This window comes from Novacetimonas hansenii JCM 7643 (genome assembly GCF_000964405.1).
In the GTDB taxonomy this organism is placed as follows: Bacteria; Pseudomonadota; Alphaproteobacteria; order Acetobacterales; family Acetobacteraceae; genus Novacetimonas; species Novacetimonas hansenii.
The window spans coordinates 1-13,051 of record NZ_BANE01000285.1; the positions used below are offsets into that span (position 1 = coordinate 1).

General features: G+C 61.8%; 10 protein-coding genes. All 10 read left to right on the forward strand.

Annotation, left to right across the window (positions count from 1 at the left end; translation table 11 throughout):
• The first annotated feature begins 562 nt into the window (after positions 1–562).
• Positions 563–2,680, forward strand: a complete 2,118-nt coding sequence (gene tkt / locus B7G66_RS15005) for a transketolase (RefSeq protein WP_040510373.1) — start codon at positions 563–565, stop codon at positions 2,678–2,680.
• 123 nt (positions 2,681–2,803) lie between these two features.
• A complete protein-coding gene (locus tag B7G66_RS15010) occupies positions 2,804–5,671 on the forward strand; it encodes a bifunctional transaldolase/phosoglucose isomerase (RefSeq protein WP_003617298.1) in 2,868 nt (955 codons plus the stop codon).
• Positions 5,672–5,799: 128 nt separating this feature from the next.
• Entirely contained in the window at positions 5,800–6,801 is a 1,002-nt protein-coding gene (gnd, locus tag B7G66_RS15015) for a phosphogluconate dehydrogenase (NAD(+)-dependent, decarboxylating) (RefSeq protein WP_003617300.1), read from the forward strand.
• A gap of 110 nt (positions 6,802–6,911) precedes the next feature.
• Positions 6,912–8,444, forward strand: coding sequence for a glucose-6-phosphate dehydrogenase (zwf, locus tag B7G66_RS15020; protein ID WP_003617301.1), 1,533 nt, complete (start codon positions 6,912–6,914; stop codon positions 8,442–8,444).
• Positions 8,445–8,463: 19 nt separating this feature from the next.
• Positions 8,464–9,291, forward strand: coding sequence for a Cof-type HAD-IIB family hydrolase (locus B7G66_RS15025; protein WP_003617303.1), 828 nt, complete (start codon positions 8,464–8,466; stop codon positions 9,289–9,291).
• A gap of 27 nt (positions 9,292–9,318) precedes the next feature.
• Positions 9,319–10,176, forward strand: coding sequence for a Cof-type HAD-IIB family hydrolase (locus B7G66_RS15030; RefSeq protein ID WP_003617304.1), 858 nt, complete (start codon positions 9,319–9,321; stop codon positions 10,174–10,176).
• Positions 10,176–10,913 (forward strand): 6-phosphogluconolactonase, encoded by a 738-nt coding sequence (pgl, locus tag B7G66_RS15035; protein WP_003617306.1) that lies wholly within the window; start codon positions 10,176–10,178, stop codon positions 10,911–10,913. Before B7G66_RS15030 ends, pgl begins: the two co-directional genes overlap by 1 nt.
• 111 nt (positions 10,914–11,024) lie before the next feature.
• Complete coding sequence (gene rpiA, locus B7G66_RS15040) at positions 11,025–11,729, forward strand: ribose-5-phosphate isomerase RpiA (RefSeq protein ID WP_003617308.1); 705 nt, start codon at positions 11,025–11,027, stop codon at positions 11,727–11,729.
• A complete protein-coding gene (locus B7G66_RS15045; protein WP_003617310.1) occupies positions 11,726–12,292 on the forward strand; it encodes a gluconokinase in 567 nt (188 codons plus the stop codon). Before rpiA ends, B7G66_RS15045 begins: the two co-directional genes overlap by 4 nt.
• Before the next feature lie 135 nt (positions 12,293–12,427).
• Positions 12,428–12,904, forward strand: a complete 477-nt coding sequence (locus B7G66_RS15050; RefSeq protein ID WP_003617312.1) for a low molecular weight protein-tyrosine-phosphatase — start codon at positions 12,428–12,430, stop codon at positions 12,902–12,904.
• Positions 12,905–13,051: the final 147 nt, after the last annotated feature.

Consider the following 13,051-nt stretch of genomic DNA (forward strand, 5'->3'; position numbering starts at 1 on the left):
ATGGCGGGTGCGCCGTGGCGGGGCGGCCGGGATGCCGCGCGGCGCCTGCCGTGATGATTACGCAATGCCGCGCCCCTTCGCAAGAGACGCCACGGCGCGTTCCTTTGTCATGTGGCACGGGGTCATGTCATTTTCATGGCCGCGCCGATGTTGCACGAAATACATTGGAAGCAGGCCCATGGCTGCCCGGCCGTTACGCGGTCGTATCATGGGGTCGAGCAGTCGTGATTCCACGGGGCTGGCATCGCGGGCGGTTCGGGCCTTCAATACAGGTGCCGTCGCGCCGGATGAGGTGGCTTGTTCCCATAAGGTGGTCGTGAGATTGTGTGTAAAACGGTTGCCCCATCAACCGTTTCGGACAGGCTGCGGCGTAGTTGCAGATCCATGCCCCGGCCCCCCATGGGGTGTTCGGGGGCGTTATGGGGCGTCGGCGCCTGTCACGTGATGCGTATCCTGTCGGACGGGTCTTGCCGGACCGGGGGGGTAGTGGCGGATTTTCCGCCGGCCCGGTGTTTCGGGCATGTTGCGGATCGGGGCAGTCAGGATGAAGGAGAGCGGTTTTATGCATTCATTGTTTCCCTGTCCCGCAAGGGCACCAGAAGGAGGCGGCAGCATGCCGGCCAACATCGACACGTTGTGCATCAACACGATCCGCACGCTGTCCATGGATGCGGTGCAGAAGGCCAATTCGGGCCATCCCGGCACGGCCATGGCGCTTGCCCCCCCGGCCTATACGCTGTGGCGCGATGTCCTGAACTATGACCCGGCCAACCCGCTGTGGCCCAACCGTGACCGCTTCGTCCTGTCGATCGGTCATGCGTCGATGCTGCTGTATTCGCTGATCTATCTTGCCGGGGTGCGTGAGCTCAGGGACGGCAAGGCGATCGACGCGCCGTCACTGACGATCAAGGATATCGAACAGTTCCGGCAGCTCGATTCCCGCACGCCGGGCCATCCCGAACACGGCCATACCGCAGGTGTGGAAACCACGACCGGCCCGCTGGGGCAGGGCTGTGGCAATTCCGTAGGCATGGCGATGGCGGAAAAATGGCTTGCCGCACGCTTCAACAAGCCGGAATTCAAGCTGTTTGACTATCACGTCTATACGTTCTGCGGTGATGGCGACAACATGGAAGGCGTCTCCAGCGAGGCCGCATCCATCGCGGGCCACCTCAAGCTGGGGAACCTGACGTGGATCTATGACAGCAACCGCATTTCCATTGAGGGCGATACCCACATCACCTTCACCGAAAATGTGCATAAGCGTTTCGAGGCCTATGGCTGGCATGTCCTTGAACTGCGTGACGCCAATGATACAGGTGATTTCAAGCGCCTGCTGGAAGAGGCCAAGGCCGAGACATCGCGCCCGACGCTGATTATCGTGCATTCGATCATTGGCTGGGGGTCGCCGCACAAGGCGGGCACGGCGGACGCGCATGGCTCGCCGCTGGGTGCGGAGGAAATCCGCGAGACCAAGAAATTTTATGGCTGGCCGGAGGACAAGAGCTTTTATGTCCCCGATGGCGTGCCGGAGCATTTCCAGGCCGGCATCGCAACGCGTGGCGCCGCGGCAAGCAAGGCATGGGATGCGCTGTTCGCAGCCTATCGCAAGGAATATCCCGAACTTGCGGCACAGCTTGACACTATCCTTGCCGGAAAGCTGCCCGAGGGATGGGACAAGGACATCTCCACGTTCCCCGCCGATGCCAAGGGCATTGCCTCGCGTGCCAGTTCGGCCAAGGTGCTGAACGAGGTTGCGGTGAATTTCCCGTGGATGATCGGCGGGTCGGCCGACCTGTCGCCGTCGACCAAAACCCATCTGACGTTTGATGGCGCGGGCGATTTCCAGCCGCCGCAGTGGGGCGCGACCTATGGCGGGCGCAACCTGCATTTCGGTGTGCGTGAACATGTCATGGGCTCGATCTGCAACGGCCTCGCGCTGGCGGGGCTGCGGCCGTACTGCTCGGGCTTCCTGATCTTCTCTGATTACATGAAGCCGCCGATCCGCCTGTCGGCGCTGATGAAGCTGCCGGTGCTGTATATCTTTACCCATGATTCCATTGGCGTGGGCGAAGACGGGCCGACCCACCAGCCGATCGAACAGCTGGCGCAGTTGCGCGCGACGCCGGGCGTCACCCTGATCCGTCCGTCCGACGCGAACGAGGTGGCCGAGGCGTGGCGCACGCTGATCCCGCTACAGGACCGGCCGTCCGTGCTGGTGCTGAGCCGGCAGAACCTGCCGACCATCTGCCGCAAGACCTATGCGCCTGCGTCGGGGCTGGCAAAAGGGGCCTATGTCCTTGCGGATGCCGATGGCACACCCGATGTCATCCTTATGGCGACAGGCAGCGAGGTCGGTCTGGTGGTGAAGGCGTACGAACAGCTCAAGGCCGAAGGCGTAAAGGCACGCGTCGTGTCGATGCCGTCGTGGGATCTGTTCGAAGCCCAGCCCAAATCCTATCGCGACAGTGTGCTGCCCCCCGGCATTACCGCCCGCGTGGCGGTGGAACAGGCGGCGCAGCTTGGCTGGGACCGTTATGTCGGGCTGGAGGGTGCGACCCTTGTCATGCATTCGTTTGGTGCGTCCGCCCCGGCGGAGGAGCTGGAGGTCAAGTTCGGATTCACCGTGGACGCCGTCGTGGCGGAGGCGCGCAAGCAGCTCGCCCGCAAGGCGTCATAAACCGTCATTCACAGCGCGACAGGGCCTGACGGTCCTGTTTCGCGTTTTTGTCAGGACCAAGGCGGATGGCCGCCGCGATGCAATATGCGCGCCATCCGTCCAAGATGAGGGGAATGCACAGAAATGAGTGTGCACGAAACAGGTAAGGACGGCGCGGCCAACCCGCTGAAGCAGCTTGCGAAATATGGGCAGTCGCCGTGGCTGGACTTCATCCAGCGCTCCTATACGGCGGATGGCAGCCTGAAGAAACTGGTGGATGAGGACGGGTTGAAGGGGGTGACCTCCAATCCCGCTATTTTCCAGAAGGCCATGGGGCAGGGCACGGATTACGACCCGCAGATCCGCTCCATTCTTGAACACCACATCGTCGATGCCGGAACCTTGTACGAGACGCTGGCCATCACGGATATCCGTGATGCGGCCAAGGTGCTGCATCCCGTCTATGAACAGACAAAGGGCGTTGACGGTTATGTCAGCCTGGAGGTCTCTCCCTATCTTGCCCGTGACACGCACGGCACCATTACGGAAGCGCGGCGCCTGTGGGCGGCGGTTGATGCCGCCAACCTGATGATCAAGATCCCCGGCACGGACGAGGGCACGCCCGCCGTGCGTACCGCCATTTCCGAAGGGATCAACGTCAACGTCACGCTGCTGTTCTCCAACGAGGCGTACAAGAAAGTCCTCGAAGCCTATATCGCAGGGCTTGAGGACCGTCTGGCCAAGGGGGAAAGCGTTGCGGGCATCGCCAGTGTCGCATCCTTCTTCGTCAGCCGCATCGATGTGAAGATTGATGGCGAAATCGACCGCCGCGTTGCCGCCGGCGACAAGGATGCCGCCGCCCTGAAGGCCCTGCGCGGCAAGGTCGCGATCGCCAATGCCAAGCTGGCCTATGAATACTGGCAGGGCGTGGTGAAAAGCGCACGCTGGCAGAAGCTGGCCGCGGCCGGCGCACGTCCGCAGCGCCTGTTGTGGGCCAGTACGGGCACGAAGGACAAATCCTTTAGCGACGTGCTGTATGTCGATGCCCTGATTGGCGAAGAAACGGTCAACACCATCCCGCCCAAGACGTTTGATGCCTTCCGCGACCATGGCACGGCTGCCCCTACGCTGACGGATGACGTCAAGGGCGCGCATGCCATCCTTGCCGAGGCAAAGCGCCTTGGTCTCGACCTCGACGGTGTAACCGGCGTTCTGGTCGATGAGGGGGTGAAGTCGTTCGAGGACGCATTCGACGACCTGCTTGGTTCCGTCGCGGCAAAGCAGGCGGCCTTTGTGGGCAAGAAAGTCACCACCACCACGCTGAACCTGCCCGCCGAGCTTGACACCGCCGTCAAGGCGGAGCTGGAGGCATGGCGCAAGGGGGGCAAGGTCCGTCGCCTGTGGGCGAAGGATGCCACCTTATGGACCGGCAAGGACGAAGCGAGCTGGCTGAAGTGGCTGACGATCGTTGACGATCAGGTGCAGGACCTGTCGAAGTTCGAGAAATTCCAGGCCGAGGTGAAGGCCCGCGGATTCCGCGACATCCTGCTGCTGGGCATGGGTGGATCGAGCCTTGGCCCCGAAGTCCTGTCGGAGACGTTTGGCAAGCATGAGGGCTTTGCGCACCTCTATATCCTCGACAGCACCGACCCGCAGCAGGTCAAGGCGTTCGAGGACAAGATCGACATTTCCAAGACGCTGTTCATCGTTTCGTCCAAGTCGGGCGGCACGCTGGAGCCGAACATCCTGAAGGCCTATTTCTTTGACGCGGCCAGGAAGGTGCTGGGTGAGAAGGCCGGGTCGCACTTCGTCGCCGTGACCGATCCCGGATCGCATATGGAAGCCGTGGCAAAGGCCGACGGGTTCTGGAAGATCTTCTATGGTGAAAAGCAGATCGGCGGGCGTTATTCCGTTCTGTCCGATTTCGGCATGGTGCCTGCCGCAGCAGCCGGCCTGCCGCTGAAGCTGCTGTTGGAATCGGCGCTGCGGGGCGAAAAATCCTGCGCGGCCTCTGTCCCCCCGGCGCAGAATCCCGGCGTCCTTCTCGGCAGTGTGCTGGGTGTGGCGGCAAGGTCGTTCGGACGTGACAAGGTGACGATCCTTGCCTCCCCCGCGATTTACGACATGGGCGCATGGCTGGAGCAGTTGCTGGCGGAATCCACCGGCAAGAACGGTCGCGGCCTGATCCCCATTGATGACGAGACGGCAGGCCCGGCCTCTGCCTATGGCAAGGACCGGCTGTTCGTCTATCTGCGCCTGGCGGAGAAGCCGTGCGCAAAGCAGGATGCGGCGTTCAAGGCGCTGGTGGCGGCGGGTGAGCCGGTCGTGACCATCGAACTGCATGACAGGCGCCAGATCGTCGAGGAGTTCTTCCGTTGGGAATTCGCGACAGCGGTGGCCGGGTCGATCATCGGCATCAACGCCTTTGACCAGCCGGATGTCGAGGCCTCGAAGATCGAGACCAAGAAAATCACCACCGCCTATAACGAGACCGGCAAGCTGCCGCCGTACGAACCCTTTGCCAAGGATGCAACGTTCTCTTTCTATGCCGATCCGAAAAATGCGGCGGCGCTGAAGGATGGCAAGACGGCCGAGGGTATCCTCAAGGCCCATTTCGCCCGTGCGAAGGCGGGGGATTATGTCGCGCTTCTGGCTTATATCGAGCGTGACACGGCAACGCGCGAATGGATCCAGACGGTACGTCTTGGCATCCGTGACACGCTGAAGCTGGCGACGGCTGCGGAATTCGGCCCGCGGTTCCAGCATTCCACCGGCCAGGCCTACAAGGGTGGGCCTGACACGGGCGTGTTCGTGCAGATCACGGCCGATGACGCAGTCAACCTGCCGGTTCCGGGGGAAAAATATACCTTCGGCATCGTGAAGGAAGCACAGGCCCGTGGCGATCTGGAGGTACTGGGCGAACGTGGCCGCCGCGCGGTGCGGGTGCATATCCATGGCGACCTGAAATCCGGCCTTGAAAAGCTGGGGCAGATCATCAAGGCGGCGGTCTGATCCACCGCAATGCGCTGTCGCGTCGCTGATTGTATCGGCGGTGCGGCAGATGCCCACGCCGTCGTTCGCGCCGCACATGCCGGCCGTGCGCGGTGGGGCGGGATTTTACATCAGGAGTATCAGTTATCATGCAAATCGGTATCGTCGGCCTGGGCAAGATGGGGGGGAACATCTCCGTCCGCCTGACGCGTCACGACCATGACGTGGTCCTTTTCGATCGTGACCCCGATGTGGTGTCCAAGGTGGGCGCCCGTGCCGAGGCGGGCAGGACCAAGCCCGCCACCGGCCTGAAGGACATGGTGGGAAAGCTGACGGCGGAACGCAGGATCATCTGGCTGATGCTGCCCGCCGGTGAGGTGACGGAGGCTGCGGTTACGGAGCTTTCGGGCCTGCTGGGCAAGGGTGACATCCTGATCGATGGCGGCAACTCGTTCTACAAGGATGATATTCGCAGGGCCGCGGAGCTGGCGAAAAAGGGCATCCATTATGTCGATGTCGGCACATCGGGTGGTGTCTGGGGGCTGGAGCGCGGGTACTGCATGATGTACGGCGGCACCAAGGATGCCACCGACCATATCGACCCGATCCTGCGGGCGCTGGCGCCGGGCCTGGGCGATGTCGTGCGCACGCCGGGCCGGGACAAGCCGGGCATGGACCCCCGTGCGGAACTTGGCTACCTGCATTGCGGTCCCGCCGGGTCGGGCCATTTCGTCAAGATGGTCCATAACGGCATCGAATACGGCATCATGCAGGCCTTTGCCGAAGGCTTTGACGTCATGAAGTCAAAGAACTCCACCGCCCTGCCTGAAGATCAGCGCTTTGAGCTGAACATGCCTGACATCGCCGAGGTCTGGCGTCGTGGCAGCGTGGTGTCGTCATGGCTGCTTGACCTGTCGGCGCAGGCGCTGGCGGGGAATCCCGACCTGTCGAACTATACCGGCGAAGTCGCGGATTCGGGCGAAGGACGCTGGACCATTGATGCCGCGATCGAGGAAGCGGTGCCTGTGCCTGTCATCACGGCGGCGCTGTTCACGCGCTTTCGCTCACGCACCGGCAACAACTATGCCGAGAAGATGCTCTCGGCCATGCGCTTCGGTTTTGGCGGCCACGTGGAGGGGACCAACAACTGACGCCTCGCGTCTGATCGCACGCCCGGCTGCCATGATCGAGACGGCAACAACAAGACCGCAGGCTGGCGGCCGGGTTTCTACTGGATGGAAACGGTTCATGGAGCAGCCTGATGGAAAATATCGTCGCATCGGCATCATCGCAGATTGCCGACGCGGGGCATGAAAATGCCCCGCGTCGCAGCCCCCCCGGAACATTTGTCATATTTGGCGGCGGCGGCGACCTGACACGCCGCCTGCTTGTCCCCGCGATCTACAACCTTGCCTGCGCGGGCCTTGTGGATGACCATTTCTCCATCGTGGCCGTTGACTGGACAGATATGTCCACCGGTCAGTTACAGCAGAATTTTCATGATGCGCTGAAGAACTTCGTCAACAGTCGCGGGACGGAGGCCGTAGCCCTGCGCGAGGACGTGTGGGCATGGATGAGTACGCGCATCCGCTATGTCCGTGGTTCGTTCGAGGACGAGGCGACCTATACCCAGCTTGCGGCGGAAGTGGGGGATGAAAACTGCATCTTCTACCTTGCGGTGGCGGCGCGTTTCTTTGGGGCCATCGTGGACCGGCTGGGCCATAGCGGCCTTGCACACGAGACGGATGGCATGTTCCGCCGCGTCATTATTGAAAAGCCCTTCGGCAGCGACCTGGCTTCCGCCGTGGCGTTGAATGCGCGCCTGCTCAGAAGCCTGCGTGAGCGCCAGATTTATCGTATCGACCATTATCTGGGCAAGGAAACGGTCCAGAACATTCTGGCGCTGCGGTTTTCGAACGGGTTCTTTGAACCGTTATGGAACCGTGACAATATCGACCACATCCAGATCACGGCGGCCGAGACGGTGGGCGTGGAACAGCGCGCCAAGTTTTATGAGGGCACTGGCGCGGTACGCGACATGGTGCCCAACCACGTCATGCAGCTTCTGGCGATGACGGCGATGGAGGCCCCGACATCCTTTGACGCCGACGCCGTGCGTGACGAGAAGACCAAGGTGCTCAAGGCCATTCATGCCGTCGGGCGCGAGGATGTGGTGCGCGGCCAGTATGGCGCAGGCACGATCAAGGGTGAACCGGTCGCCGGATACCGTGAAGAGCCGGGGATCAATCCGCAGTCACGCACCGAAACCTATGTCGCGATGAAGCTGCGGATTGATAACTGGCGCTGGGCCGGGGTGCCGTTTTATGTCCGCACGGGCAAGCGGCTGGCGGCGCGCAAGACGGAAATCGCCATCCATTTCAAATCCGCGCCCTATGCCCTGTTCCGCGATACGCCGGTGGAAAAGCTGACGCCGAACATCATGATGCTGCATATTCAGCCCACCGAAGGCGTGACGATGCAGTTTTCCGCGAAAATCCCCGGTCCCACGGTGCATCTGGGTGGGGTACGGATGAAGTTCGATTATTCCGAATGGTTCCGCGAGGGGCCAAGCACGGGGTATGAAACCCTGATCTATGACTGCATGATCGGGGATGCGACGCTGTTCCAGCGCGCTGATAATATCGAGGCCGGGTGGCAGGTGGTCCAGCCCGTTTTGGAATGGGAACGCGATCCGGGCTTCCTGCATTTCTATCCCGCCGGGTCGGAAGGACCAAAAGCCGCCGATGACCTGCTGGCCCGCGACCACCGGCACTGGCTCAAGATAGGGTCGTGACATACAGGATGACACACGCATGACAGTAAAACGCCCGCCGTCCGACAGGATACGTCTTGTGGTCTCGGATATCGACGGCACCCTCGTGCCTCAGGACAAGAGGGTGACGCCTGATGTGCTGGCGGCGGCGGCGGCCCTGCGCAGGGCGGGAATCGCGCTGTGCCTTGTCAGCAGCCGTGGCCCCGTGGGCATGCAGCCGTTCCTTGGCCCGCTGGGCATTGACCGCCCGATCGCGGCCCTGAATGGCGGGCTGATCTGCACCCCCGATGGCAAGATCATGTCGCGTCATTCGCTGGCGCCTGAGACCACGCGTGAAGCGGTGGAGGAACTGCTGTCGCGCGATGTCGATCCGTGGCTGTTCATTGATTATGACTGGCTGGTACGTGATGGCGATACTGCCCAGGTCCGGCACGAGGCAACGGTGGTCAAGACCGTCCCCGTCGTTGCCCCTGACCTGTCGCACCATTATGACGGCGTGGGCAAGATCATGGGCGTTTCCACCGATGTGGCGCAGTTGCGTACGGTGGAACGTGAACTGAGCGTGCAGCTTGCGGGGCGGGCGAATGTCCACCGTTCGTCTGAATGGCTGGTGGATGTCACCCATCCGCTGGCGAACAAGGGCCATGCCGCGCGGGAGCTTGCGGCCCTGATGGGGATTGAGATTCACGAAGTGGCCTGCATCGGGGACATGAACAATGATATCCCGATGCTGGATGTCGCCGGTGTGGCCATTGCGATGGGCAACGCCCCGGCAGAGGTGCAGAAACATGCCCATTTCGTGACGGATGCAAACACGCATGACGGCTGGGCGCGGGCGATGGAACGTTTCGTCCTGCCGCGTGCCTGACGCCTGATGATGCACAAGGAGAAGGTTATGCAACCAGTGGGGACACAGGCTGCGGGTTCGCAGGCGACACCGGCCACGGGCCAGCAGATACGCCTGGTACTGGCCGATGTCGATGGTACGCTGGTCACGAAGGACAAGATCCTGACACCGCGTGCGATCCGCGCGGTCGAACGCCTGCGTGAACGCGGGATCGTGTTTGCCATCACCAGCGGTCGCCCCCCCAAGGGGATGGAAATGCTGATCGGGCCGCTGAAGATTGACCAGCCGATCGCCGGTTTCAATGGCGGCATGATGGTTCGGCCCGATTTTTCGGTGATCGAGGCACGGACCCTGACGGCCGACGTCGCACGCACGGTGATCGGCATCATCCGCGATCACAAGGCCGACCCGTGGGTCTATAACGGCAATGACTGGATCGTTTCCGACATCAAGGCGCCGCATGTCGCGCGTGAACAGTGGACGGTGAAATTCCCGCCCAAGGTCGGCGTGATTGGCGAGGATCTGGACCAGGTGGTCAAGATTACCGGCGTCAGCGATGACCTCGACCTGATGAAGCGGCTGGAACATGACCTCCAGCAGGCGCTTGGCGATACCGCGTCCGCCGCGCTGTCACAGCCGTACTATGTCGATGTCACCAATCGCGATGCAAACAAGGGCGGCGTGGTCATGACGCTGGAGCGGTTGCTGGGCATCCCTGCGGCGCAGATGGTGACGTTGGGCGACCAGCCAAATGATGTGCTGATGTTCCGCAAGAGCGGGATGTCGATTGCGATGGGACAGGCCAGTCCCGAAGTGCAGAAACAGGCGACCCATGTCTCCACCTCGTGCGAGGAAGAGGGATTCGCCAACGGGATCGAGAAATTCGTGCTGGGGGATGCAGGCTGATGGCCGGACATGACGTCAAGACGGGCGAGATGATCGTCCTTACCGATGGGGAAGCGATTGCCCAGTACATGGCGAAATGGCTGACGCAACAGGCGCTGGCGAAGAAGGACGGCCCGTTCGTCCTGGCCCTGTCGGGGGGATCGACGCCAAAGCGGCTGTACCAGATCCTGGCGTCGGAGGAATATGCCGAACGTTTTCCATGGGCGAACACGCAGTTCTTCTTTGGCGATGAACGTTTTGTCCCCGCCGATGATCCGGCCAGCAATTACAATATGGTCGAGACCGAAATGCTCGAACATGTGCCTGTGCCGATCCACAATATCCACCGCATGCCCACATCGGGTGATCCGGCGGCGGCTGCGGCGCAGTACCAGGCCGCATTGCAGAAGGTGTATGGCGCGGACACATTGCAGCCGGGGCGTCCGCTGTTTGATGTCGTGATGCTGGGGCTGGGCGATAATGGCCATACCGCCTCTTTGTTCCCGCGCCAGCCCGTGTTGCAGGAGCGTAAGCTGTGGGTTTCGCATTGCGTCCCTGATGATGCCCCACATACGCGCCTGACGCTGACCTATCCCGCCATCCATTCCAGCCGCCATGTTGTGTTCATGCTGGCGGGTGCGGGCAAGAAGGACGCCTTTGCAAAGGTGCGCGCGGGCGACCCGGCCGAACCGGCCAGCCATATCACCACAGAAGGCGCGCTCATCTGGCTTCTGGACAAGGCGGCCGCCGGGCAATAATCCAACCATGTCGTGCGTTCATGGATGCGTTCATTGGCGCACGGCACAACAATAACGAGGGGCCGCCGCACAGATGCGCAAACGGCCCACGCGGGGGGAGGAAACAGGGCAATGTCAAGCCAGAGTGGCGATCCGAGGGCGAAACTCAAGCGTCAGGCCGCGATTGAGGCCGCATCCATGGTACAGGAAGGTATGGTGGTTGGTCTGGGGTCAGGCAGCACATCGGCCTATATGATCGAGGAACTTGGCCGTCGCTGGGCGGAGGGGCTGCGATTCTGCGCCATCCCCACCTCTGAACATTCCGCCGAGCAGGCCCGCGCGCATGGCATAAAGCTTGTCACGTTCGCCTCCCACCCGCAGATCGACATCGACATTGATGGCGCGGACGAGGTGGAACTCGGCACGCTCAACCTCATCAAGGGGCTGGGGGGGGCGCTGTTTCGTGAAAAGATCGTCGCCGCCGCATCGCGCCGCTTTGTCGTTGTGGTGGATGAAAGCAAGCTGGTCGAACATCTGGGTCATCACGTGCCCGTCCCGGTGGAGGTCACGACCTTTGGCTGGGAAAGCACGGCGCGCCAGATTGAAGCCCTCGGCGCGCGCATCACACAGCGTCTGGATCGCAGCGGCAACCTGTTTGTGACCGATGGCGGGAACATGATCCTGGATTGCCATTTTGGCGCCATCACCGATTCGGTGGCCCTGTCGCGGCGGTTGCGCGCCATTGTGGGCGTCATTGAAACCGGCCTGTTCATCGGCCGTACGTCCGAGGTGATCGTGGCCGCGCATGATGGCCTGAAACATCTGGAGCCGTCATGACCTCCACCATTCTTCAGGATCAGGGTATCCGTCCGCTTGTTCTGGTGGTCATGGGGGTGTCGGGGTGTGGCAAGACCACGCTGGCGGCGGGCCTGCATAACCTGCTGGGCTGGCCGTATCAGGAGGGCGACCTCCTGCACCCCAAGGCGAACGTGGACAAGATGGCGGCGGGCATTCCTCTGACCGATGCCGATCGCCTGCCATGGTTGCAACGCTGCCACGACTGGTTGAAACAGCGCGTGGAATCGGGGCAGGGGGGGATTCTGACCTGCTCGGCGCTGAAGCGTTCCTATCGCGATATCCTGCGTGCCGAGGCACCGGGGATCGTGTTCGTCTATCTCCAGATCCCGCCAGACATCCTGCGTGCGCGGCTGGAACGGCGGCGCGGTCATTACATGCCGCCAAGCCTGCTGCCAAGCCAGCTTGCCACGCTGGAGCCGCCGACACCTGACGAGCATCCGGTGATTGTCACGCTGGAGGAAACGCCAGCGGACATGATCGCAAAGACGATTGGCATCCTGGCCGAACGTTATCCCGAAAAAGGTGCGCCTGCATCCGCCTGAAAAGGGGCATTGAGAGGTTTGGGGGCGTAGTGTTCCCAAAAATATCGCGGGACGCCGGATTTTTGTAAAAAGTCAGCGTCCCGCGATGTTGGTGTTGATAAAACTGGCATCGCCATGTCGCGGGGCACGCAAAACATGGAACATGGGGTTTCGGTCCTGTTTGTCTGCATGGGAAATATCTGCCGCTCCCCTCTGGCGGAGGCCGCGTTCCGGCAGGCGGCGGCACGACATGGGCTGGAGGTGCGGGTAGAGTCGGCAGGCACCGGCAACTGGCATGTGGGCGAGGCGCCGGACCCGCGTGCCCGTGCCATGGCGGCCCGGCATGGGATTGATCTGGACCAGTATCGTGCCCGCGTCGTGACCGGGCAGGATTTTTACCAGTTCACGCATATCATCGCCATGGACCACGCGAATATGGCGCACCTGTCGCGGATGCGTCCTGTGGACGGTGTGTCAGAACTGTCGCTGTTGCTGGATTATGTGGCGCACCGGCATGGAACGGCGGTGGTTGATCCCTATTACGGCACGACAGAGGATTTTGCCGCCACCTGGCGTGATGTCAGCGAAGGGGCGGAGGCGCTGGCGTTATATTTGAAGAAGCAGGCCTGCTGACCCCTGATACAAAGAAAGCATTGGGTGTTTGGGGGGGGGCGCATCAGAAGCTTTTGGTAAAGGAGCTTCCCCATCAATACCTGCGACTATGTGAGAGATTGTCTGAAAACAACTCATTGATAAAAAACAGGAAAAGTTTTTGGGTGC